The sequence below is a fragment of the Methylorubrum pseudosasae genome (assembly GCF_029504475.1).
Lineage (GTDB): Bacteria > Pseudomonadota > Alphaproteobacteria > Rhizobiales > Beijerinckiaceae > Methylobacterium > Methylobacterium extorquens.
In genome coordinates this window covers 1,812,047-1,833,927 of the sequence record NZ_JAQGDU010000002.1, presented here as the reverse complement: position 1 = coordinate 1,833,927, position 21,881 = coordinate 1,812,047, and the positions used below count along the sequence as shown (strand labels likewise).

Here is a 21,881-nt window from a genome sequence, read left to right as displayed (position 1 = left end):
GCCGGTTCAGGTGCGGTGGATGCCCATCATCGCGGTCAACCCGCCATCGACGGGCAGCACGGCGCCGGTGATGTAGGCCCCGCCCTCCCCGATCAGGAAGGCGGCCATCGCCGCGACCTCTTCCGGCTTGGCGAAACGTCCGAGCGGGATCTGGCGCTCGATCCCCTCGCGGTGGCTGGCATAGGCCGCCAGCATCTCGGTATCGATGAAGCCGGGCGCGATCACGTTGACGGTGACGCCGCGCTTGGCCGACTCGATCGCCAGCGTGCGGCAATAGGCGATCAGGGCGCCCTTGGTCGCCGCGTAGGCCGCGTTGCCGGCATTGGCCTGAAGCGCGGCCACCGAACCGATGGCGACGATGCGGCCGGCGCGCGCCCGGATCATCCCACGCACCAGCGCCTTGGCGATCCGGGTCATCGACCAGAAGTTCACCTGCATCGCCGCCTCGGCCCGCTCACGGTCGAGCATGGCCGCCAGCGCGTCCGCCGACTGGCCGGCATTGTGGACGTAGCCGTAGAAGCCCTGGCCCTCGGCCCACTCGCAGAACGCTTCCACCGCGTCGCGGTCCGACAGGTCGAGGGCGCGGGCGGTGACGCTGCCTTCGCCATGCGTTGGCACGAGTTCGTCGGCGAGCGCCTGCGCCCGCTCCGGCGAGGATCGATAAGTGAAGGTGACGGCGTGGCCGGCTGCCGCCAGGGCGCGGACGGTGGCCGCACCGAGACCGGAGGCGCCGCCGACGACGAGGACGGATTTTCTTTCGTCGCTCATGTCCGCACTCATGCCGGCTCGTCTCCCAGGACGAGGCAGGTGTTCTGCCCGCCGAAGCCAAAGGAATTCGAGAGGATCCGCGAGACGCGGGTGTCGCGGGCGGTCCCGACCACGTCGAGGACGAGCGCCGGATCAGGCACCGCGTAGTTGATGGTCGGCGGGATGCGCCCCTTCTGGATCGTCAGCAGCGAGACCACCGCCTCGATCGCGCCGGCCGCGGTCAGCGTGTGGCCGATCATCGACTTGTTGGAGGAGATCGGCAGGCGGGCCACGCGCTCGCCGAACACCGCCGAGCAACCGAGCGCCTCCATCTTGTCGTTCTCCGGCGTCGAGGTGCCGTGGGCGTTGACGTGATCGATGGCCTCGGGCGTGACGCCGGCGTCGTCGAGGGCCGCGCGCATCGCCGCGATCACCGGCGCGCCATCGGGGCTGGAGCGGGTCCGGTGGAAGCCGTCGCCCTTCTCGCCGCAGCCAAGCACGTAGCCGAGGATTTTTGCCCCGCGCGCTCGCGCCGATTCGGCACTCTCCAACACCAGGGCGGCGGCGCCCTCGCCCATGACGAAGCCGTCGCGGTTCTTCGAGAACGGCTTCGAGGCGCCCTCCGGCGGATCGTTCTGCGTCGAGAGCGCCGAGAGCAGCGAGAAGCGGATCAGCGATTCCGGGTTCACCGAGCCGTCGGTGCCGATGCAGAGCGCGGCGTCCATCTCGCCCCGGCGGATCGCCTCGACGCCGAGCTGGATTGCGGTGGCGCCCGACGAGCAGGCGGTCGAGAGCGAAATCGGCGAACCGCGGGTGCCGAAGCGGTCGGCGAGCCGGTCGGCCACTGTGCCGAAGATGAACAGGTCGTGCCACGCGTCAAAACGGCGGGACGCGGCGGCGCGCTGGAGGCCGGCATAGGTCACGGCGTCGGGCTCGCCCGCGGCCTCCGCCAGAGCCTGCCGCTGCGGCCATTCCATCTCGACCGGCGGCACCGCCACGAACAGCCCGCCCGGAAAGCCGGCACCGATGCCGGATTGCGTCACCGCTTCCTCGGCTGCCACCATGGCGAAGCGCTCGGACAGGAGCGGGGCCACCAGCGGGTCGGTGTCGAGAAAATCGACGGTGCCGGCGATGCGGGTGCGCAGGCCCTCGGTGGGGAAGCGGCTGATGGCGCGGATGCCGGAGCGTCCGGTCGTCAGCGCGTCCCAGTTCTCGGTGGCGCCGCGGCCGAGCGAGGTGACGATGCCGAGGCCCGTCACCGCGACGAGCGGGCGTCCCAGGGCATCGTGGGTGGAGGAGGAGCGCGGTTCTGGCATCGGGGCCTCAGACCATGGTTTCGGCCGGCACGCATCCGGACCGCCGCGGCGGCGGTCTCCGAAGCGGCGGGCACTCGTTCTCGCATCGCCATCGTCCCGAAAGCCGGCAGCCCTCGGGATGATGCGCTAGATCCTCACGACGCGGATCACGCCCTCGCCGCGGCGGTGGCCGACCGAGGTGACCGCGACCTCCGCAGCCGATCCTGCCGCGCAGAGTGCGGCGGCCAAGGCCGCCCCGAACGGGGCCGCGACCTCCATCGGATGGCCGATCATATCGCCCGTGGCGCGGATGCGCGCGCCCGGCAACGCCGCGTCGAGTCCGGCGATCTCTTCCGCTGCAAGGTCGGCGAGGCCGGTGGCGCCCGAGAGCACCACGTCCGGCCGCTCGATCCCGGCCTCGCCGATGAGGCGGGTCAGGCTCGCGGATACGCTGCCCGGCGCGCGGGCGACCCGGTCGTTGGCAACCGGCATGAGCCGGGCCAGAGCCCTGGCGCCACGGGCGGCGGCATGTTCGGCCGCTTCCAGCACAAGGAAGGCGGCGGCGCTGCCGAGCACGAAGCCGCTCGTGCCCTCGGCCCCCCGCTCGAAGACCGGCCGGTAGGCGGTCTTGAGAAGGTAGCCGCCCATCTCGTGGACGACCATCACGTCCGGCCGCTCGGCGTTGTAGGAGCCGCCCACCATCATGGTGTCGACCTGGCCCGAGGCGATGCGGGCATGACCGATGCGCAGGGCATCGACGCCGCTCGACTCCTCGCCCATGAAGGTGCGCGAGGCGCCGGTGACGCCGTGAACGATGCTGATATTGCCCGCGAGCAGGTTCGAGAGCTGGGCCAGGAACAGGGTCGGCCGCAGGTCGTTGAGGAGCCGCTCGTTGAGGAAGGCGCCGGGATCGTTGGTGCCGCGCAGGCCGGTGAGGATCGCGCCGTCGACCGCGTAGTCGCGTTCGCCACCGCCCGCCGCCACCACGAGCGGCAGCGCCGACTTGAAGCCCGCATCCTCCTTCACCCTGGCCGAATCGAGCGCGAGGCCGGCGGCGTAGACGCCGAGCCGCTGCCATGCCTCCATCTGCCGCTGGTCCGATTTCTTCGGGATCTGCGCGTCGAGGCTCACCGGTGCCACCGGATGGACCGGATAGGGCGCGAACGTCTCCGCATCCGTGCGCGGCGGCGCCTGCGAGGCGAAGGCGTTCAGGTGCGTCTCGATCCCCTCGCCCGCGCAGGAGACGAGGCCGATCCCGGTGACGACGACGGCGCGGGCCTGCGGACGGCTCACGGCTGGGCTCCATCCAGAAGGCCGATCTTCCGGGCGCGTTCGCGCATCGGCGCGTCGAGGCCCGCGGGAAACGGCATGGTGCGGAACCGCAGCTCCGCGTCGCACAACGCCTTGCCCTCGTGGCGGATGGCGGCCTTCGTTACCGCATAGCCCGAGCCGTCGTGCTCCAGGCTCGCCGTGATTTCGAGGGCAGCCCCCGGACCGACGAAGGAGCGGAAGCGCGCCTTGTCCACGGCCATGAGGAACGGCATCTGCGCGAAGTCGAGATGGGCCAGCACGAGGTAGCCAGAGGCCTGCGCCATGGTCTCGGTGAGCAGGACGCCCGGCACCAGCGGGTGGCCGGGGAAATGTCCCTCGAAGACCGGGCTCGCCTCGGGCACGAGCGCCCGCGCCTCGATGCGGCCGGCGGCGCGGTCGAGCCGCACCACGGAGTCGATCATCTCGAAATATTCGAGCCGCATCGCGCGTGAATCCCTGAAGCCCGACGGATCAGGCCTTGGCGGCCTTCTCGGCGACCAGAGCGTCGATGCGTGCGCAGAGGTTCTTCAGCACGAAATATTGCTCAGCCGGAACCTTGCCCTCGTTGACTTCCTGGGTCCAGCGCTCCAGCGGCAGCTTGATGCCGAAGGCCTTGTCGACCGCGAAGGCGATGTCGAGGAAGGCGAGCGAATCGATGCCGAGATCGTCGATGGCGTGGCTCTCGGGCGTGATCTTGTCACGCGGGATATCCGCCGTCTCGGCAATGATGTCCGCGACGCGGTCGAAGGTGGCGGTCTCGTTCGACATTAGGACTGGCCGCTTTCTTGATTCTTCATGTCCGGCGTCGCCAACCCCTCGCACGGCACGCCCCCAAGACGCCCGAGCCGGTCTGCGGCCCCGCTTCGCCGCCGGTTCCCGATGGCGCTTATGAAAAGATCGCGACCCCTTACACGAAGCGATGGAGCACGGGCAACCTCGGGCGTTGCGGCCGGCCCGCCTCCTGCCTTGGCTCTCAGCCGGCCGAGCGGCTGAGGTCGAGCGCCGGCGCGCGGGTGTCCGCACCCTGCCGCGGACGCTCGCGACCGGTGCGGCGGCCCTCCGCCGGCGCCGTCCGCTTGCGCTCCGCCGTGCGCGGACGCACCAATTCGCCGAGCGCCACGAACTGGTCGTTGTGCCGCTGCCCCGCATCCTGGATGCCGAACCCGAGGGCGAAGGAGCGGGCGAGATCCGTATCGGCCGCCACACCGTAGCGATCGAGGGCGGCCAGGAAGACCCGCCGGAAGCCCAGCGGCGCACACCACGCCTTTTCCGCGAGCTGCATCGGCCAGGTCCACAGCCCGTCGCCTCGGCGGCTGGCGATCTCCTCACGGGCAATGAAATAGCCGCTTGCCGGGTGTTCGAGGCCTTCCTCGAGGATGCGCCAGTCGCGGTCCGGGGACGGCTGCCGCGCCGCAGGCGCCGGCCGGTCGAGCCCGTCGTCGTCGAAGCCGATCTCGATCATGGAAGCCTCCTGCCTTGCGCGCTGCGCCGGGGCAGCGAATCAGTCCGGAACGTTCCATGAACAGTGCGTCCGGGCGGCGAACAGGTCAAGCCTTTGTTCGTAGTTCGTTCCAATTCTCGCTGGACTCTTTGCCGGCTTGCGTGCGCGTCGGACAAGACGAGAAAACCAGTCTCGGTGAGCGCAGAAAAGAAGCCGCCTGGCATCGTGAACCTGGGCTCGGACGCCTGCCTCGACCAGCTTGGCAGCGACGAGTTCGTTCTGCTCGTGATAGACCGAAGCCCGGCCGAGGCGTGCTGGCTCGCCGACGAAATCCGCCACGCGGGCCCGTGTGAACGACCTCCCGGCCTGGACCATCAGCCTCGGCGTCCGTGCGGTCGAGCCGGGCGAGACGGATGTTTCCGCCTCCATTGAGCGGCCCGACCGCTCCCTCTATCGCGCCAAGGCCTGGGGCGTGACCGCGCCGCGGCCTGAAGCCGCCTCTGGATTGCCGCTGTGCCCGCCATAGGTCGCTCGCGCCGACACAGCGGCGGAACGGAGTGAGGCGGCGATGGGCGGTACGGATCGGACGGAACCTGAGCTCGCCCGCAGCCAGAGGGTGCTGCGCGCCCTCCTCGTCGCGGCGCTGCTGGCGCTCGGCCTCTACATCCTGTCCGGCTTTCTGAGGGCGCTGGTGTGGGCGGTGGTGCTCGCCATCGCCCTCTGGCCGCTCTTCGTCCGCGCGCACCGCCGCTTCCCGCCGGGGCGGCACAACATCCTGTGGCCGGCCGTCTTCACCGGCCTCGTGGCTCTGGTTCTGCTGCTGCCCATCGCCGTGCTGGCGGTCGAGGCGGGCCGTGAGGCGCACGACCTCCTGGCCTATGCCCGCGAGGCCGAGCGCAACGGCATTCCGGTGCCGGATTTCGTCGCCCGCCTGCCCTATGGGGCTGCTGCCGTCACCGAGTGGTGGAACGCCCACCTCGCCCATGCGGGGCTGGCGCATGAGTTGAGCGAGCGGCTCAACACGACCTCGAACCGCGACCTCACGCGCAGCCTCGGGGCGGGGTTGGTGCACCGGGTGGTGCTGTTCGGGTTCTGCCTGCTGGCGCTGTTCTTCCTGTTTCGCGAGGGCGATACGGTGATCGCGCAGACGCTCCGGGCGAGCCATCGCCTGTTCGGGCCGCGCGGCGAGCGGGTGGCGCGCCAGATGGTGGCCTCCGTCCACGGCACGGTGGACGGGCTCGTTCTCGTCGGGATCGGCGAGGGGTTCCTGCTCGGTATCGTCTACGCCTTTGCCGGCGTGCCGCACCCAGTGCTGTTCGGGGCGCTCACCGCTGTGGCGGCGATGATCCCCTTCGGCGCGCCGCTGGCCTTCGGCCTCGCCGCCGTGCTGCTGCTGGCGGGCGGGGCGGTCGTCCCCGCCGCGATCGTGGTGGCGGCGGGCTTCGTCGTCACCTTCGTCGCCGACCATTTCGTGCGCCCGGCGCTGATCGGCGGCACCACCCGCCTGCCCTTCTTGTGGGTGCTGCTCGGCATCCTCGGCGGCGTCGAGACCTTCGGCCTGCTCGGGCTGTTCGTCGGCCCGGCGGTGATGGCCGCGCTGATCCTGCTGTGGCGCGAATTTACGGAACGGTCCGAGGAGCCCGCGTGATCCCTCAATGCTTCAGCGGCCGCCCGAGCTTCTTCGCCAGAATCCGCTGCGGGCTCTTCTCGGGGTCGGCCTGGTCGGCGACCGCGATGTAGGCGGTCTGCTCCAGCATGTAGCGCCCGCCCATGGCGCCGTGCATCACGAGGTCCGAGAAGGTCACCCAGGTTTCGCCGGGCTGGAAGCGCACATCCGCCTGGGGCGCGTTCGCCTGATAGTCCAGGTCGCGCTTCAGGGCGTCGTGGAGGTGCAGCATCAGGTGGTCGTATTCCGAGCGCTTGGCCTTGGTGATCTTGAGCGCGGCCAGCACGCTCGCCGAGAGGCCGGAATAGCCCGGGAGCTTCGGCAGGAATTTCTCGGCCATCGAGCCGAAATCCTCGCCGACCCGCCACAGCCGCGGCTGCCCCTCGGCGTTGATGTTGCGGAAGATGCGCAGGATGCGCCGCTCGCCGATCGGGTTGGAGGGGAAGGCATCGACATGCATGCGCGTGTCGTCGCGCCGCCAGCTCAGCTTGCGCTTGTCGACGTCGAACGGCCGGTAGGAGGTGCCCGCGAGCGAGACCTTTTCGCGGTAGGCGGGGAGATAGGTCTCGATCAGGTTTTCCGCGAAGCGGCGATAGCGCACCAGGAGGTCGCGCAGGCGCGCCTGCTCCTCCGCGCTGCCGGCCCCGCCTCGCAGTTCGGCGGTCTCGTTGCGGATCGCGACATTCTTGGCCTTGCCGTCGGCGAAGGGGCGCTCGACGAAACGCTGCTCGAAGGCGTCGAAGGGGAAGTCGAGATCGCGAAAGACGAGGACCGAGCCGCTTTCCAGCGCCTCGACAAGGCCGGGCGCGCCCGGCACCGCCTCGGCGCGGGAGACGGGAAGGACGGGGCTGATCATGGCTGGCATTTCCCGCACGATTGGATGGTGCGCGGTGTAACCGACCGGCTCACGCTCTGCCAACATGCCGGCCCGCTGCGGCATCGGGTCGGACCTGACGTTTTGCGGTGGACGAGAGCGTCCGTCCGCTTGCCCCGCTGCACATGCGCGCGTCTCCTGATCCGCAACCTGGGGCATGGGCGGAGCGTTCTCTCAGAGAGAACGTCCGTTCCCGGACGAGGAGCCGGCCATGGCGACGCTGAAGGAATTCGAGGAGGCTCTGCGCGAGCACGGCATGCATATGGCGCTCGCCCTGCTGGAGCGCCTGCGCGAGCGTGACCGCCAGACCCGCACCATCCGCCCGGCCCGGCGCCTCACCGGCCAGAAGATGACGCCCGATCTCGCCCGCGCGATCCTGGAACTGCACGCCTCCACCGGCATGACGCAGCAGGAGATCGCCTTCAAGGTCGGGGTGAACCAGGGCCGGGTTAACGAGGTGATCAAGCGCGGCAAGTGGCTCGACGACGATCCCCACGCCCCCGAGGCGGTGGCGCGCGACAAGGCGAAGGCACGGATGCGCGCCGACCCCAAACCGCGTCCGAAGCCCTCGGTTCGCAAGGAGACGCCGCGCGCGGCGAAGCGGCCGGCCGCGCCCCAGGGGCAGTTCGCGTTCGGGGACATGTAGCGCCATGACCGGCACGGGCGCGGCGCTCTGCCGGGTGGTGCGGCCCGGCAAGGCCTTCATCGGCAAGCAGGGATTGTCCTACGCGCCCGGCATCTCGGCGGAAACGGCGGGTGCGACGGGCCTTCACCTGCAAATGGTGACGATCCCGCCCGGAGCGCGGGCCAAGGCCCATAAGCACGAGGGCCACGAGACCGCGATCTACGCGTTGGCCGGCACCTCCTGCACGTGGTGGGGCGAGCGGCTGGAGCACCACACCGAGCTGCGGCCCGGCGAGTACTTCTACATTCCGGCCGGCGTGCCGCACCTGCCCTACAATCCGAGCTCGACCGAACCGTGCACGGCGCTCATCGCCCGCACTGATCCGAACGAGCAGGAAAGCGTGGTGCTGCTGCCGGAGCTCGACGGGATACATCCGTGACGGGCACGGTTGAGGAATCGGATTTCCTCTCGCCGGACCCCCTTCATGCGATGCGCCCTGGTTTGCGTAGCCCTGCTCGCCGGCATTGGGCCTGCCCTGGCGCAGCGCCCCTCCACCACGAATCTCACCTGCGCCCAGGCCCGCGCCGTGGTCACGCGGCAGGGTGCGGCGGTGCTCGGCACCGGCGGACCGACCTTCGACCGGTTCGTGCGCGACCGCTCGTTCTGCGAGGCGACCGAGATCGGTCGGCGTGCCTTCGTGCCGACCCGCGACAATCCGGGCTGCTTCGTCGGGTACACCTGCTACGAGCCCGGTCCCGGCGACCGGTTCGGGGATTTCTGACCCAGAGATGTGAAAACGCCCCGGCCTCGACGGCCGGGGCGCTCCCCCGCGGGGTCAGCCTTGCGGCTGAGCGATTAGGCGGCCTGCTGGACCGAGCCCTCGATCACCGGCTGGCTCGACGGCCGGCTAGCGATCTCGATGCGGCGCGGCTTCTTCGCCTCCGGGACCTCACGGACGAGATCGACATGGAGGAGGCCGTTCTCGAGTACGGCGCCGGTCACCTGAACGTGGTCGGCAAGTTGGAAGCGGCGCTCGAAGGCGCGGGCGGCGATGCCTTGGTAGAGCACCTCGGCGGACTTGCCCTCGGCAGGCTTGCGCTCACCCTTGATGGTGAGGGCGTTCTCCTTCACCTCAATCGACAGGTCGGCCTCGGTAAAGCCGGCGACCGCGACGGTGACGCGGTAGACGTTCTCACCGGTGCGCTCGATGTTGTAGGGCGGATAGGTCGGAGCAGCCTCGGTGCTCACGAAACCGTCGAGAGCCGAGAACAGGCGGTCGAAACCGACGGTGGAACGGTACAGGGGGGCAAGATCGAACTGACGCATCACATATCCTCCAGAAGAAGCAACATGCTCGATGTATTCGGGTCCGCCCGTGGGCCGGACCGTCGCGCCGCCGTCTCGGCCGGCGCATCGATGATATTGGTGGGCTCCAAAAACCGTGCAAGGGTCTGTTTGCGGGGATTTTCGCGTGAGCTTGAGCAAAAATTTTTCCGAGGCGCGCCCATCGTGCTGACCCTGCGTCCCACCCCCGGTAATCCGGTGCCGCCCGGCTTCCGCCTCGTGCCGGTCGAGACCGCCGACGGCGTCTCCTTGCGGGCCGCGACGTGGCAGCCGACGACGCGCGGCGTGAAGGGAACGGTCTGCCTGCTTCAGGGCCGGGCCGAGTTCATCGAGAAGTATTTCGAGACGATCAGCGACCTGCGTGCCCGCGGCTTCTGCGTGGTCGCCTTCGACTGGCGCGGCCAGGGCGATTCCGGCCGTCAGGTCCGCGACGCCCACAAGGGGCATGTCCGTCACTTCGATGATTACCGTATCGACCTGAAGGCGATCAGCGAGACCGTGCTCGTGCCGATGATGCCTGAGCCGCATTTCGGGCTCGCCCATTCCATGGGCGGGGCGGTGGCGCTGACACTCGCGGCGGAGGGCCGGCTGCCGTTCCGGCGGCTCGTCACCGTCGCCCCGATGCTGGCGATCCGCATGGTGCGCTGGCCGGCGGGTGCCTCGCTGCTGGCGCGGGGCCTGCAGCGGCTCGGGCTCGGGCGCTGCTACATCCCCTTCGGCACGGCCGTCTCGATCGCCACGAAGCCGTTCGCCGGCAATCGCCTCTCGACCGATCCGGTGCGCTACGCCCGCAACGCCGAGGCCGCCCGCGCGGTCGGGGCCGGTGCGGTCGGCGATCCGACCATCGCTTGGCTCGCCGCCGCCTTCCGGGCGATGCGGCGGCTGGCGGACCCGGCGCTGATCCGGCGGATCCGCACGCCCTGCCTGATCGTCGCGGCGGGCGCCGACCCGGTCTGCAGCACGCCGGCGGTCGAGCGCTTCGCCGCCCGGCTCAAGACCGGGCACCTGATCGTGCTGCCCGGCGCCCGCCACGAGATCCTGACCGAGTGCGACGCGGTCCGCGCCGATTTCTGGGCGGCCTTCGACGCGTTCATCCCCGGCCATCTCGTCCATTCGGCCGCCGGCGAAGCCGCTTCTCACGCCACCATCGCCGGCTAAAGCGGATTGGACTTCGCGGGCGTCGTCCGCCTGCGACGTTGGCGGCCGGCCACGTCCGACGGCGTGGTCGCAACCTGCGCGAATGCGGGCAGGTTTGCACTTCGCTGGCGTTAAACGTGTTTTCCCGGAGCACCGCGCGGGCTTGTGGATCGGTTTCCGCTTCGATCCAGCGGAAACTGGGTCGACCGGGCCGCCGGTTGCGCCGCCAGCGCGTAAAGACCTCGTCATCCGGTTTGCCGGGACCCGATCCGGTCACGTCGGATTCGCAGGTCTGAAGCGTTCTCGATCGGAATCTGCCGCCCGCCCTCTCGGCGCGTTCGATGTCCGGACTGCGTCGGCCCTGAACTCCATAGTAATGCCCGACGGCTGATTCGATTTCGGATTTTCTGTTTCGCTCCTCGCATATCCCAGTTCCGCGGCCTGTCGAAGCGAAACCTGTTCCATATTGCCGCCAAACTATCAGTTTCTTCGAATATAAATTTGTGGTCTACGTGATTTCTCGTGTGATGATAGGCGGTTAATTCAGTTAAAATACGAATTTGTAGGTCAATCGCTTAGGAGCATCTTCATACTAGATTGCGATTCATCCAGCCTCTTGTTGGTCAACCTCAGAGCCGGCCTGTCACAAGCCGACTTAGAGTTGCCCGACGGCGGCGGAACAGCGAAGCGATCCGGCAGCAGCGCGGATGGCTCGGAGGATGAAAATATGGCGAAAATCTCGGTCACCTGGGCCAATGAATACTCGATGGGATTGGCCGGGTGGCAGGCTGGCCTGATCCTCGCCACGGCACAGGCGGCTGCCGACGCTTGGGGCAAGTACATCCAAGTCGAGAGCACGTTCGATATCGCGATCGGGATCGGCAATGTCGGCGGCGCCCTCGCCAACGGCGGCCCTCAATGGACCTGGAACGGGAGATGGTGGGAAAACACCCCCATCCTGAAGGCCCGCGAGGGGTATGACCCGAACGGCGGCGTGCAGGACGCCAACCTCACGCTCGGCGAGCATACGTTCCGCGATTGGTTCTACGATCCGACAGGTGTTGCGGCCGCGCCCGGCAACAGGTTCGACGCCTTCACCATTTTCCAGCACGAGATCGGCCACGGGCTGGGCTTCCTCGAATTCCCTGCCACGGTCGGAGCCAACGGGCTGCTCCTCTTCAATGGTGAGAACACGCGGACGGTTCTCGGCGGCCCGGTCGTGCTCGATGGGGCCCGGGCGCATGTGTGGGGATCCGAGGATCTCATGGACCCCTATCTCGGCTGGGGCCAGCGGTCCTACATCTCGGACCTCGACCTGGCGATGCTTCAGGACAAGGGGATGCCGATCTCGACCGAGCGGGCCGACAAGATGTGGCTCGGCAACCGGGCCGACACCTTCTTCGCCTATGGCGGTGACGACTGGATCGACGGCGGCTGGGGCGACGACAAACTCTTCGGCGGCGTGGGCAACGACACGCTCATCGGCGGGGACGGGAACGACGCGCTGGACGGTGGCGCGGGCGACGACACGCTCATCGGCGGGAACGGGGGCGACACGCTGGACGGGGGCGAGGGCATCGACAGGGCCGTGTTGACGGGCCGGAGCCAGGACTACGTCGCGCTCTACGGCGCCGCCGGCTCACTCGCCATCAAGCATCTCGGCTCCGGCAGCATCGACACGCTGAGCTCGATCGAGACGCTGAGCTTCGACGACACCGTGCTCGGCATGTCGGGCCTCCTCGCCCATCTGCAGCAGCGCTTCGGGCCCGTACAGGCCGGCAAGGCGCCCTACGAGATGGCCCTGAACGCCGCCGCGGACGACACCTACCGCCCCGACATCCCCGAGATCGACGGCGCGTTAAGCGTCACCGCGCGGGTGCGGTTCGACGACCTCGCCGGCGGCCATTTCCAGCGCGTCTTCGATACCGGCAACGGTCCGGACAGCGACAACATCTGGCTCGGTCAGGTCGGCAACGGACGGGACATGGCCTTCGAGATCCTCGACGGCGCGATCAAGCATAGCATCACCGCCAGGGACGGCATCACCCAGGGCGTCGAGGCACGCTGGACCGCCGGTGTCGACGAGCGCGGATGGATGTCGTTGTACAAGGACGGCGTGCTCGTCGCCGAGGGTCCGGGGGTGGTGCCCCGCGACCTGACGCGCGCGAAGGATCTCGTGGGCCAATCCAACTGGGCGCAGGACGCTGCGCTGAAGGGCGGCATCTACGACCTGACCTTCAAGGACGACCTGCCCGACATCCACGGCGCCTTCACCGCCAGTGCGACGGTCCGGTTCGATGATCTCGATGCCGGTGCGTGGCAGCGCGGCTACGACATCGGCAACGGTGCCGGCGCCGAGAACGTCTTTCTCGGCCAGATCGGCACCTCCAGCGACATGCAGTTCATGATCCTGAACGGCACCAACTCCGCCAACATCGTGGCCAAGGGCGCGATCGTCGAAGGCCAGGAAGCCACCTGGACGACCAGCGTCAACGAGACCGGTTGGATGCGCCTGTTCAAGGACGGCGTGCTCCTGGCCGAGGGACAGGGCATCGTCCCGAAGGACGTCGCGCGGACCAACGAGTTCGTCGGCAAGTCCAACTGGACGTGGGACAAGCCGCTCGTCGGCGAGGTGAGCGACCTGACCATCACGCCGTTCAAGGGCATCCCGGAGATCGACGGCGCCTTCAAGATGTTCGCCGAAGTCCGCTTCGACGATCTCGCCCACGGAAACTATCAGCGCGTGTTCGATACCGGTAACGGGCGGGACAGCAACAACATCTGGCTCGGTCAGGTCGGCAACGGTGACGACATGGCCTTCGAGATCCTCACGGGCGCCACGAAGCACCGGATCACGGCGGCGGACACGATCGTCGAGGGTGAGATGGCGAAATGGCAGGCCAGCGTGGACGAGGCCGGCTACATGCGCCTGATCAAGAACGACAAGCTCGTGGCCGAGGGGCAGGGCGCGGTTCCGCTGGATGTGCTGCGCACCAGCGATCTGGTCGGCCAGTCCAACTGGTCGTGGGATACCGCGCTGGCCGGACAGGTGAAGGATCTGATCTTCGCCTGAACCGGTCGCCCATCGCCGGGGCGGACCCACGTCCCCGGCGATCGGCGGGCATGACAAGGATCATCGCGAGACCCAATGCGAGCCGCCCTGTTCGCCGTCGCGATCGGGGCGGTTCGTCCGCGTCGTGCGATGATAACGCGGCGTCCTTCCCTCTGGGGCGGGGCCCTACGGGTTGAGCACCTTCAGCGCGGCGTCGTGCAGCCGGCGGTCTCCGGCGGCCACGATCCGGCCGCCGCCGGTGGCCGGGCCGCCGTCCCAACTCGTGACGACGCCGCCCGCGCCCTCGACGATGGGGATCAGCGCGACGATGTCGTAGGGCTTCAGCCCCGCTTCGACCACGAGGTCGATCTGGCCGGCGGCGAGCATGCAATAGGCGTAGCAGTCGGTGCCGTAGCGGGACATCTTCACCTGCCCCTCGATCGTCCGGAAGCGCTCGGCCTCCTCCCCTTCCGCGAACAGGCGCGGGTCGGTGGTGGCGAGGATGGCGTTGCCGATCGCCTCGTTGCGGCGGGTGTGGAGGGGGCGTTCGCCCTTCGCGGAGCGTACGCTCGCGGTCTTGCCGTCGCCCAGGAAGCGCTCGCCGAGATAGGGCTGGTGCATCAGGCCGCGCACCGCCGCGCCGTGATGGGTCAGCCCGATCAGCGTGCCCCAGGTCGGCAGGCCGCTGATGAAGGCGCGGGTGCCGTCGATCGGGTCGAGCACCCAGACGCATTCCGCATCCGCCCGCTCCGAGCCGAACTCCTCGCCGAGGATGCCGTGGTTCGGCAGCCGGTCGTTGATCATCCGCCGCATCACCGCTTCCGCCGCCCGGTCCGCCTCGGTGACCGGGTCGAAGGCGTGGCCCGTCCCGTGGGACTTGTCGTCCAGGCCGAAATGCGCCCGGAAGAACGGCAGGATCGCCGCTCCGGACTGGGTGGCGAGGTCTTCCATGAACTGGGCGAGATCGACGACGCTCATCGAGGGGCAGCCTCCCATTGACGGGCTGAGACGAAGCCGCCCTCGAGCCGTCTCGTCAAGCCGGCTCGGGCAGGGCCTGCCGCGGGGGCGTGGCCGCATCGTTCCGCTCGGACCGGTCCGGGCCGCCCTCGTTGCGGGCGAGGGCGAGGATCGTCTCGATCAGGTCGCGCAGGGAGGTGACGTGGTCGTCCGCGCCGATCTTGGCCCGCACCGCGTCGTCGGCGAGCATCGGCTCGTCGAGGCGCCACAGCCCGGCGACGATCGGCACGGTGTCGATCTTCTGGCGCAGCCGCGAGACGAGGCGGCGCAGATGGGTCGGCTCGCCGGACAGCGCCAGCGAGATCACGCAGACCGCTTGAGCCGGACCCGGCTGCCACTCGGCGATGCGCACCCGGGCGACCTCGGCGAAGGGCACTTGCCGGGTGCCGAAGCCGCGCTTGCGCAGGAGCTGGTCGGCGATGGCGGTCGCCGCCCCGTCGAGGAAGCCGCGGCCGGAGACGAGAAGCACCGCACCGTCGGCCTGCCACGCGGCGGGCAACTCGTCGGGGTCAGGGATCGGCTCGTTCTTGCAAGCGCTCTCCCCGTCGCCAGCGGCGCCTGCCCCGTCGAAGAGGCGGGTGGGTTTGGAGGCCGGATCGGGCACGGCATCCTCGCGATCCTCCAGATCCTCCACCAAAGCCGTGATCGAGGCGCGGATCTCGTCCTTCTGGCTCGGCGTCAGCACGCCGCGGGCGGCGTCGCGGGAGGCGAGTTCGAGACCCTTCAGCACGACGTCGTCGTAATAGGCCGAGAGCGAGCATTCGCGCAGGATCAGGTCGGCATGTTCCTGCGCCTCCTCCGGGTCGTCGGCGAGCATGCGCTGGTAGAAGTTCTCGATCGGCGTCAGCGCCGGGCGGTTACTGAACAGCACGTCCAGGAATTCGAGCCGATCGACGTGGCGCCCGAGCACGACGAGGCAGACGGTGAGCGGGGTCGAGAGCAGGAGGCCCACCGGTCCCCATAGCCAGGTCCAGAACAGGGCCGAGACCAGCACCGAGAACGGCGAGACGCCCGTCGAGTGACCGTAGACCAGGGGCTCGATGATCTGCCCGACGATGGGCTCGACGAGGGCGAAGAGCAGGAAGGTCGACAGCACCATGCTCCAGCCCGGATCGACCGCCGCCGCAAGCGCGATCGGCAGGACCGCCGAGAGGAAGGCTCCGATATAGGGCACGAAGCGCATGACGAGGGCGAAGATGCCCCACAGCACGGGGCTCGGCACGCCGATGATCCAGAGCCCGACGCCGATGACGACGCCGAAGGCAGAGTTGAGGGCGAGCTGGCCCAGGAAGTAGCGCGAGAGCCGCCGGGCCGCGTCGTCCATCGCCACGGTCGTGCGGTGGAGGTCGCTCGAACCGGCGAGCCGGATCAGGCGGTCGCGCAGATCCTCCCGCTGCATCAGGATGAACAGGAGGACGACGAAGACGATGCCGGCGGTGGCGAGCGGCTGCGCCACCGGCGCGAGCACGGTGGTGGCGAGCTCGAGCGGGCCCGGGCGGCGCTCCTCCACCTGGACCAGCAGCGGCTTCGGCGGCTCCGGCTCGGCCTTGCGGTTACTGTCGCGGGCGGCCTGCTGCTTGGCCTTCTCGGCCGATTCCTTGCTCTCCTCGCCGCTCTGGTGGATCGCCCGGTTGATGTTGGCGATGTAGTCCATCGTTTGGCCGAGCGTGCCGGCCCGCAGCCCCTCGATCTTGCGCTCGACGGTGCGCTGGTAGCGCGGCACGTCCTGCGCGAGTTCGGCGACCTGCACGCCGATGACGGTGGTCACCGCAGCGATGATCCCGGCGGCGAGCAGCACCGAGACCAGCACCGCGAAGGCCCGCCCCAGCTTCAGCCGGCGCAGGAAGTTCACCAGCGGGCCGAGCACGAAGGACAGCAGCACCGCGATCGCGATGGGGATCAGCACCTCGCGCGCGAAGAAGAGGCCCGCCACGATGATGGCAAACACGACGAGGGAGGAGGCGAGCGGACCTTTCGGCGTCTCGGCCGCGGAAACACGCGCCGGGCGCGGCGGCACGATGAAGCCCTCACCGGTGGATATACGCTTCATGTCAGGCCGGGCTTCCTCTCACGCCACGCTTCATCCGAAGGCCCGACGGATCGCGTCGCGATGCGGGCCTCGGTCTCGCTCACAAGGGTCCGCGCGCGCTCCGCACGACGAGCCGCGGTCTATCCGGGCGATCGTCGTCACGGGCCAGCGCACGGGCCAGCGCCCGGAGGCACCTGAGCTCAAGAAACCGTGAGCGGGCTGAATTCGATCCCTGAAACGTCGCCGTAACGGATTCGTCCCTCAGGACGTCGCAGAGGGTTCGGCGAAGGGGCGTAGGCTAAAGCCCGCCCGCTCAAGCTCGGTCCGGACCGCGCGTGCCATGGCGAGTGCCTCCGGGTTGTCGCCGTGGACGCAGACCGTGTCGATCGCGACCGGAACGCGCCGCCCGCCGAGTGTGAACACGGCGCCCTCCCCGACCATGCGGGCGACGCGCGCGGCGGCCTCGCCCGCGTCGTGGATCACTGCACCGGGCGAGGCGCGGGGGGCGAGCGTGCCGTCCTCGGCATAGGCGCGGTCGGCGTAGATTTCCCGCACGAGGCGCAGGCCGAAGCGCTCGCCGGCCCGCTCGGCGGGAAGCCCCGGCATCACGACCAGGGCGAGATCGGGATCGACACCGGCCACGGCACGGGCCAGCGCTTCGGCGATCGCCGCATCCTCGTTCGAGATGTTGGCGAGCGCCCCGTGCGCCTTGACGTGGGTGACGCGGGCACCGGCCAGAGCGGCGCAGGCCTGGAGCGCGCCGATCTGATAGGCGATGTCGCGCTCGATTCTTGTGGGACTCTCCTGGATCCGGTTTCGGCCGAAGCCGCGCAGATCGTGGAAGCCGGGATGGGCGCCGATCGCCACGCCCCGCGCCTTCGCCGCTAGCACCGTCTCGACCATGATGTCGGGGTCGCCCGCATGGAAGCCGCAGGCGACGTTGGCCGAGGTGACGATGTCGAGGAGCGCGGCGTCGTCGCCCATGCGCCAGGGCCCGAAACCCTCGCCGAGATCGGCGTTGAGATCGATGCGGGCGACGCTCATGCTTCTGCTCTCACACCGCCACCGCCATCGCGGCCTGCTCCTCGACCCCGAACACCCGCTTGTAGCGCTCCACCTCCGCCGCCGGCCCCTGTGCCTTGCTCGGATTGTCGGAGATCTTCACCGTCGGGCGGCCCTCGGCCTCCGTCACCTTGCAGACGACCGAGATCGGATCGAGCCGCCCCTCCGGCACGAGGCCGCGAAAATCGTTGGTCAGCCGCGTGCCCCAACCGTAGCCGATGCGCATGCGGCCATGGAAATGGGCGTGGATCGCCTCGATGTCGTCGACGTCGAGTCCGTCGGAGAAGATCGCCAGCTTTTCGCGCGGGTCGCAGCCTCGCGACTCCCAGAAGGCGAGCGCCTCCTCGCCGCCCGCGATCGGCTCCTTCGAATCGATGCGGATACCGGTCCAGGCGGTGAGCCAGTCCGGCGCCTTGGCGAGAAAGCCGGTGGTGCCGTAGGTATCGGGCAAGGCCACCAGCAGGTTGCCGGCATAGTCCTGCTGCCAGTCGGCGAGCACCGCGTAGGGCGCGGCCGCCAGCGCCTCATCGTCGTCACCGGCCAGCGCGGCGTAGACCATCGGCAGTTCGTGGGCGTTGGTGCCCACCGCCTCGACCTCGCGGCGCATGGCGATCAGGCAGTTCGAGGTGCCGAGGAAGGCCCGCTCGCCGAGGCCCTCGCTCATCGCCTGCACGCACCAATCCTGCCACAGGAAGCCGTGGCGGCGGCGCGTGCCGAAATCGGCGATGGAGAGGTCGGGCAGGCGCTTCAGGCGCTCGATCTTCTCCCAGACGCGGGTCATGGCGCGGGCGTAGAGCACCTGCAGCTCGAACTTGCCGAGGCCCCGCAGCACCGCGCGGGAGCGCATTTCGTTGAGGATTGCGAGAGCCGGCACCTCCCACATCGTGGTCTCGACCCAGGGGCCGTGGAAGGTCAGCGCCACCTGTCCGTCGCGCACCTCCAGCTCGTATTCCGGCAGGCGAAACGCTTCGAGCCAGGCCATGAACTCGGAGGAGAGGATCTGACGCTTGCCGTAGAAAGTGTTGCCGCGAAGCCAGGTCGATTCGCCCCGGCTCAGGCGGATCGTGCGGGCGTGGTCGAGCTGCGCCCGCAATTCCGCGAGGTCGATCTCGTCGGCGACCCGCACGCTCCGGGTGCGGTTCTGGATTCCGAAGCTGACGCGCAGATCGCGGTGACGGCGGAAGATCATCTGCGCCATCAAGAGCTTGTAGAAATCCGTATCGAGCAGCGAGCGCACGATCGGGTCGATGCGGAAGTTGTGGTCGTAGACCCGCTTCGCGAGGTCGATCATGGGCCGTCCGTGTTCGGGGAGTGTCGCCCGAGCTTGGGGCGGAACGCCCCGGCGATCAACGCCGGTGGGCGCGGGGCGTCATGACAAAAAAGGCGCCCCCACCGGAGGCAGGGACGCCGAACGTGACCGGGACGGGCGCGAGCCCGTTCCCAAAAAAATCAGGCGAGGTTGACCTTCTTGGTCTCGGTCTTCGGGCTCTCGCCGGTGAGCGAAGCCTTCACGTAGCCGTAGAGGTGGACCATCGTGGAGGACGGGCTGTCCCAGTACTCGCCCTGCTCGGGATGGATGCGGATCAGGCCGACCTCGGGGTCGTTCTTGCCGTTGGGGAACCAGGTCTTGAGGCTCTCCTGCCACTTCTCGTCGATCAGCTTCTGGTCGCGGATCACCTCGGCCTTGCCGGCGATCGAGACGTAGGTCTGGCTCGACGGATCGGAGTAGGAGAGGTTCACCTGATTGTCGCGGCCGATCTCGGCGGTCTTCGGGCTGTGCAGCTTGGTGAAGAACCAAACGTCGCCGTTCTCGTCGATCTCGTTGTTCCACATCGGGCGGCTGTTGAGCGTCCCGTCCTGGTCGGCGGTGGTCAGCATTGCGACCTTGACGTCCTTGACCAGCTCGAAGAGCTTCTTCGCGCCCTCGTGGTCGCGATGGTTGCCCTGGTGCATGAGATCCGTACTCCGTCTGTCGTCAATGGCGTGAGCCGGGCAGGCTGAAGACCCTTGTCGATGGTCCGCTGCCCGGCGATTGCCTCGACAACGAGCGAGGTCGATCTTGGTTCAGGGGTCGGTCGAAGCTTTGCCGGAGAGTGAAGGGGATGAGGGGTGCGCTGCTGGCCATGCTGCTCGCCGCCGCCGCTTTGCCGGCCTCCGCGGAGGTGCGCTTCGGCTCCGGCGTGCGCATCGGCGGCCACGACTTCTCGAATCGGCGCTCCCGCAGCGTCCATATCGAGCGGGTGAAGCGGCTGCGCGGCCCCGTCGGCTGCCGGCACCTGCGCCACGGCGTCTACCGGCGCGGCGACGGTTCGGTCGTGCGCGGGCCCCGATGGAAGAATGCAACCTGATCGCCATTCCGCCGGGAGGGCGGCGCTGAGAACACGGCTTGAAGGCTGGCGTTTGGCGCAAGGGTGGTTAGATGGTCGGGAGCGGGATGGCCCGCCCCGGCGCCCGATGGAGCTTGAGTTTTGGCGATCACGCGCGACGACGTGCTGAAGGCGCTCTCGACTGTCACGGTCGATCGCGGCGGCACCACCCTGCCCGATTCCGGCCGCCTCTCGCAGGTGGTGATCGACCCGGGCAACCGGGTGATGTTCTCGATCCGGATCGATCCGAGCGAGGCCGAGCGGTTCGAGCCGGTGCGGCGCGAGGCGGAAGGCCGCGTGCTGGCCCTGTCCGGCGTGTCGAGCGTACTCGCGAGCCTGACCTCGGAGCGGGCGCCCAACCCGCCGGCTCCCGGCGCTGCCCCGCGTCAGCCGGCCGGCGGCCCCGGCGCCCCGCCGCGCCAGGGCAACGCGCTGCCGGGCGTGCGCCACATAGTGGCGGTCGCCTCCGGCAAGGGCGGCGTCGGCAAATCGACCACCGCCTGCAACCTCGCCCTGGCTCTGAGCGCGCAGGGCCTCAAGGTCGGCCTGCTCGATGCCGACATCTACGGTCCCTCCGTGCCCAAGCTTTTGGGCTTGTCCGGCAAGCCGCGGGTGATCGAGGGCAAGACCCTGGAGCCGCTCCAGGCCTATGGCCTGAAGGCCATGTCGATCGGCCTGCTGATCGAGCCGGAATCGGCGATGATCTGGCGCGGGCCGATGGTGCAGTCGGCCATCACCCAGATGCTGCGCGACGTGGCCTGGGGCGAACTCGACGTGCTCATCGTGGACATGCCCCCCGGCACGGGCGACGCGCAGCTCACCATGGCCCAGGCCACGCCCCTGTCGGGCGCCGTCATCGTCTCGACGCCGCAGGATTTGGCGCTGATCGATGCGCGCCGCGGCGTGACGATGTTCCGCAAGGTCTCGGTGCCGATCCTCGGCGTGATCGAGAACATGGCGACCTTCATCTGCCCGAATTGCGGGGCGGCCTCCGCGATCTTCGGCCATGGCGGCGCCCGCCACGAGGCCGAGCGCCTGGAGGTGCCCTTCCTCGGCGAGATCCCGCTCACCATGGCGATCCGCGAGACCTCGGATGCCGGCCGCCCCGTGGTCGCCACCGATCCGGACGGGCCGCAGGCCAAGATCTACCGCGAGATCGCCGGGAAACTCTGGGCCAATCTCAGCGGCGCGCCTGCCGGCCGCGCGGCGCCGAAAATCGTCATCGAGTGAGTCCCGCTCCGGTCTCCGGGTCGGGTATCGGGCCGGGTGTTTTGGGCCTGATCCTGGCCGGCGGCCTGGCGCGGCGGATGGGCGGGGGCGACAAGCCTCTGCGCATGCTTGCCGGCCGCACCCTCTTGGAGCGGGTCGCCGAGCGGCTCGGCCCGCAATGCGCCGGCGGGCTCGCGCTCAGCGCTAACGGCGATCCGGTCCGCTTCCGCTCGGCATTTTCCGGACCCGTTTCTGCCCGACACCGTGCCAGACCATCCGGGGCCGCTCGCCGGCATCCTCGCCGGACTGGAAGCCGCCGGTGAAGCGGGCCTCACCCACATCGTCAGCGTGCCGGGCGACGCGCCCTTCCTGCCGGAGGACTTCGTCGCGCGGCTCGTCGCGATCGCGGCGGCGGAGGGCCAGCCGATCGCGCTCGCGGCCTCGGGCGAGCGGCGCCACTTCACCAGCGCGCTCTGGCCGGTGGCCCTGCGTGAGGATTTGCGGGGCTGGCTCGCTTCGGGCGAGCGGCGCGTCGGCGGCTTCATCGAGCGGCACGGGGCGGCGGTGGCGTCCTGGCCGGTCGAGCCCGTCGATCCCTTTCTCAACCTCAACGCGCCGGAAGATCTCGCCGCCGCCGAGGCGCTTCTGGCGCGGGTTCCCTGACGAGCCGGCAATGCACCGCCGACAGGCTCGCAGATGTTGTGCA

The 21,881-nt window shown here is 69.2% G+C and carries 22 protein-coding genes and 2 pseudogenes; 10 read left to right on the top strand and 14 right to left on the bottom strand.

The window, feature by feature from the left end; all coding sequences use genetic code 11:
- Positions 1-6 precede the first annotated feature (6 nt).
- The 7 genes from M2437_RS09520 to M2437_RS09490 form a co-directional block, all read right to left on the bottom strand.
- Positions 7-780, bottom strand: coding sequence for an SDR family NAD(P)-dependent oxidoreductase (locus M2437_RS09520; RefSeq protein WP_253387240.1), 774 nt, complete (start codon positions 778-780; stop codon positions 7-9).
- Positions 777-2,063, bottom strand: coding sequence for a beta-ketoacyl-ACP synthase (locus M2437_RS09515; protein ID WP_012255617.1), 1,287 nt, complete (start codon positions 2,061-2,063; stop codon positions 777-779). The genes M2437_RS09520 and M2437_RS09515 overlap by 4 nt, the downstream gene beginning before the upstream one ends.
- A gap of 126 nt (positions 2,064-2,189) precedes the next feature.
- Positions 2,190-3,335, bottom strand: coding sequence for a beta-ketoacyl-ACP synthase (locus tag M2437_RS09510; RefSeq protein WP_253387239.1), 1,146 nt, complete (start codon positions 3,333-3,335; stop codon positions 2,190-2,192).
- The gene (locus tag M2437_RS09505) at positions 3,332-3,796 is read right to left on the bottom strand and encodes a 3-hydroxyacyl-ACP dehydratase FabZ family protein (RefSeq protein ID WP_060771811.1); all 465 of its coding nucleotides are present in this window, start codon (positions 3,794-3,796) and stop codon (positions 3,332-3,334) included. The genes M2437_RS09510 and M2437_RS09505 overlap by 4 nt, the downstream gene beginning before the upstream one ends.
- A gap of 28 nt (positions 3,797-3,824) precedes the next feature.
- Positions 3,825-4,121 (bottom strand): acyl carrier protein, encoded by a 297-nt coding sequence (locus M2437_RS09500; protein WP_003601886.1) that lies wholly within the window; start codon positions 4,119-4,121, stop codon positions 3,825-3,827.
- 205 nt (positions 4,122-4,326) lie between these two features.
- Entirely contained in the window at positions 4,327-4,815 is a 489-nt protein-coding gene (locus tag M2437_RS09495; protein WP_253387238.1) for a hypothetical protein, read from the bottom strand.
- A 39-nt stretch (positions 4,816-4,854) separates the two neighbouring features.
- Positions 4,855-5,133: a hypothetical protein gene (locus M2437_RS09490; RefSeq protein WP_277570265.1), complete on the bottom strand. Its 279-nt coding sequence runs from the start codon at positions 5,131-5,133 to the stop codon at positions 4,855-4,857.
- 10 nt (positions 5,134-5,143) lie between these two features.
- Here M2437_RS09490 and M2437_RS09485 point away from each other — a divergent pair, with 10 nt between their 5' ends.
- Both M2437_RS09485 and M2437_RS09480 read left to right on the top strand, forming a co-directional pair.
- On the top strand, positions 5,144-5,320 hold the full coding sequence (locus M2437_RS09485; protein ID WP_253387237.1) for a hypothetical protein: 177 nt from the start codon (positions 5,144-5,146) through the stop codon (positions 5,318-5,320).
- A 42-nt stretch (positions 5,321-5,362) separates the two neighbouring features.
- The gene (locus tag M2437_RS09480) at positions 5,363-6,442 is read left to right on the top strand and encodes an AI-2E family transporter (protein ID WP_253387236.1); all 1,080 of its coding nucleotides are present in this window, start codon (positions 5,363-5,365) and stop codon (positions 6,440-6,442) included.
- Positions 6,443-6,446: 4 nt separating this feature from the next.
- On the opposite strand, the gene kdoO is transcribed toward M2437_RS09480, so the two are convergent.
- Positions 6,447-7,316, bottom strand: a complete 870-nt coding sequence (gene kdoO / locus M2437_RS09475; protein ID WP_147016369.1) for a Kdo hydroxylase KdoO — start codon at positions 7,314-7,316, stop codon at positions 6,447-6,449.
- Positions 7,317-7,545: 229 nt separating this feature from the next.
- On the opposite strand from kdoO, the gene M2437_RS09470 reads away from it, so the two are divergent.
- The 3 genes from M2437_RS09470 to M2437_RS09460 are packed head-to-tail and all read left to right on the top strand — an operon-like array spanning position 7,546 to position 8,740.
- Positions 7,546-7,980 carry a DNA-directed RNA polymerase sigma-70 factor gene (locus M2437_RS09470; RefSeq protein ID WP_003601881.1) on the top strand — a complete coding sequence of 145 codons (435 nt, stop codon included), beginning with the start codon at positions 7,546-7,548 and terminating at the stop codon, positions 7,978-7,980.
- A gap of 4 nt (positions 7,981-7,984) precedes the next feature.
- Positions 7,985-8,398 (top strand): cupin domain-containing protein, encoded by a 414-nt coding sequence (locus tag M2437_RS09465; protein WP_253387235.1) that lies wholly within the window; start codon positions 7,985-7,987, stop codon positions 8,396-8,398.
- A 45-nt stretch (positions 8,399-8,443) separates the two neighbouring features.
- Positions 8,444-8,740, top strand: a complete 297-nt coding sequence (locus tag M2437_RS09460) for a hypothetical protein (RefSeq protein WP_056154898.1) — start codon at positions 8,444-8,446, stop codon at positions 8,738-8,740.
- A 74-nt stretch (positions 8,741-8,814) separates the two neighbouring features.
- On the opposite strand, the gene M2437_RS09455 is transcribed toward M2437_RS09460, so the two are convergent.
- On the bottom strand, positions 8,815-9,285 hold the full coding sequence (locus M2437_RS09455) for an Hsp20 family protein (protein WP_003601878.1): 471 nt from the start codon (positions 9,283-9,285) through the stop codon (positions 8,815-8,817).
- A gap of 183 nt (positions 9,286-9,468) precedes the next feature.
- On the opposite strand from M2437_RS09455, the gene M2437_RS09450 reads away from it, so the two are divergent.
- Both M2437_RS09450 and M2437_RS09445 read left to right on the top strand, forming a co-directional pair.
- Complete coding sequence (locus M2437_RS09450) at positions 9,469-10,461, top strand: alpha/beta fold hydrolase (protein ID WP_253387234.1); 993 nt, start codon at positions 9,469-9,471, stop codon at positions 10,459-10,461.
- 706 nt (positions 10,462-11,167) lie between these two features.
- Complete coding sequence (locus M2437_RS09445) at positions 11,168-13,513, top strand: hemolysin (RefSeq protein ID WP_253387233.1); 2,346 nt, start codon at positions 11,168-11,170, stop codon at positions 13,511-13,513.
- A gap of 165 nt (positions 13,514-13,678) precedes the next feature.
- On the opposite strand, the gene hisN is transcribed toward M2437_RS09445, so the two are convergent.
- The 5 genes from hisN to M2437_RS09420 all read right to left on the bottom strand — a co-directional run bounded on the left by hisN (position 13,679) and on the right by M2437_RS09420 (position 19,553).
- Positions 13,679-14,470: a histidinol-phosphatase gene (gene hisN, locus M2437_RS09440; protein WP_253387232.1), complete on the bottom strand. Its 792-nt coding sequence runs from the start codon at positions 14,468-14,470 to the stop codon at positions 13,679-13,681.
- Positions 14,471-14,525: 55 nt separating this feature from the next.
- Entirely contained in the window at positions 14,526-16,559 is a 2,034-nt protein-coding gene (locus M2437_RS09435; protein WP_253387231.1) for an AI-2E family transporter, read from the bottom strand.
- A gap of 240 nt (positions 16,560-16,799) precedes the next feature.
- Positions 16,800-17,582: a LamB/YcsF family protein gene (locus M2437_RS09430; protein ID WP_253387230.1), complete on the bottom strand. Its 783-nt coding sequence runs from the start codon at positions 17,580-17,582 to the stop codon at positions 16,800-16,802.
- Positions 17,583-17,592: 10 nt separating this feature from the next.
- Complete coding sequence (locus M2437_RS09425) at positions 17,593-18,891, bottom strand: nicotinate phosphoribosyltransferase (protein ID WP_253387229.1); 1,299 nt, start codon at positions 18,889-18,891, stop codon at positions 17,593-17,595.
- Positions 18,892-19,049: 158 nt separating this feature from the next.
- A complete protein-coding gene (locus M2437_RS09420; protein WP_003604409.1) occupies positions 19,050-19,553 on the bottom strand; it encodes a pyridoxamine 5'-phosphate oxidase family protein in 504 nt (167 codons plus the stop codon).
- A 149-nt stretch (positions 19,554-19,702) separates the two neighbouring features.
- On the opposite strand from M2437_RS09420, the pseudogene M2437_RS09415 reads away from it, so the two are divergent.
- From M2437_RS09415 to mobA, 3 genes and pseudogenes are all read left to right on the top strand, one after another.
- Positions 19,703-19,977, top strand: a pseudogene (locus tag M2437_RS09415) (hypothetical protein).
- Between the two features lie 91 nt (positions 19,978-20,068).
- Entirely contained in the window at positions 20,069-21,196 is a 1,128-nt protein-coding gene (locus M2437_RS09410) for an Mrp/NBP35 family ATP-binding protein (RefSeq protein WP_056461349.1), read from the top strand.
- A gap of 41 nt (positions 21,197-21,237) precedes the next feature.
- Positions 21,238-21,838: pseudogene (mobA, locus tag M2437_RS09405) on the top strand (molybdenum cofactor guanylyltransferase MobA).
- The last annotated feature ends 43 nt before the right edge of the window (positions 21,839-21,881 follow it).

Bases quoted from the DNA above. Each gene is read 5' to 3' on its own strand.
- M2437_RS09520 (WP_253387240.1), bottom strand. From the start codon at position 780: ATGAGTGCGGACATGAGCGACGAAAGAAAATCCGTCCTCGTCGTCGGC.
- M2437_RS09515 (WP_012255617.1), bottom strand. From the start codon at position 2,063: ATGCCAGAACCGCGCTCCTCCTCCACCCACGATGCCCTGGGACGCCCG.
- M2437_RS09505 (WP_060771811.1), bottom strand. From the start codon at position 3,796: ATGCGGCTCGAATATTTCGAGATGATCGACTCCGTGGTGCGGCTCGAC.
- M2437_RS09500 (WP_003601886.1), bottom strand. From the start codon at position 4,121: ATGTCGAACGAGACCGCCACCTTCGACCGCGTCGCGGACATCATTGCC.
- M2437_RS09495 (WP_253387238.1), bottom strand. From the start codon at position 4,815: ATGATCGAGATCGGCTTCGACGACGACGGGCTCGACCGGCCGGCGCCT.
- M2437_RS09480 (WP_253387236.1), top strand. From the start codon at position 5,363: ATGGGCGGTACGGATCGGACGGAACCTGAGCTCGCCCGCAGCCAGAGG.
- kdoO (WP_147016369.1), bottom strand. From the start codon at position 7,316: ATGATCAGCCCCGTCCTTCCCGTCTCCCGCGCCGAGGCGGTGCCGGGC.
- M2437_RS09470 (WP_003601881.1), top strand. From the start codon at position 7,546: ATGGCGACGCTGAAGGAATTCGAGGAGGCTCTGCGCGAGCACGGCATG.
- M2437_RS09465 (WP_253387235.1), top strand. From the start codon at position 7,985: ATGACCGGCACGGGCGCGGCGCTCTGCCGGGTGGTGCGGCCCGGCAAG.
- M2437_RS09460 (WP_056154898.1), top strand. From the start codon at position 8,444: ATGCGATGCGCCCTGGTTTGCGTAGCCCTGCTCGCCGGCATTGGGCCT.
- M2437_RS09455 (WP_003601878.1), bottom strand. From the start codon at position 9,285: ATGCGTCAGTTCGATCTTGCCCCCCTGTACCGTTCCACCGTCGGTTTC.
- M2437_RS09445 (WP_253387233.1), top strand. From the start codon at position 11,168: ATGGCGAAAATCTCGGTCACCTGGGCCAATGAATACTCGATGGGATTG.
- hisN (WP_253387232.1), bottom strand. From the start codon at position 14,470: ATGAGCGTCGTCGATCTCGCCCAGTTCATGGAAGACCTCGCCACCCAG.
- M2437_RS09435 (WP_253387231.1), bottom strand. From the start codon at position 16,559: ATGAAGCGTATATCCACCGGTGAGGGCTTCATCGTGCCGCCGCGCCCG.
- M2437_RS09430 (WP_253387230.1), bottom strand. From the start codon at position 17,582: ATGAGCGTCGCCCGCATCGATCTCAACGCCGATCTCGGCGAGGGTTTC.
- M2437_RS09425 (WP_253387229.1), bottom strand. From the start codon at position 18,891: ATGATCGACCTCGCGAAGCGGGTCTACGACCACAACTTCCGCATCGAC.
- M2437_RS09420 (WP_003604409.1), bottom strand. From the start codon at position 19,553: ATGCACCAGGGCAACCATCGCGACCACGAGGGCGCGAAGAAGCTCTTC.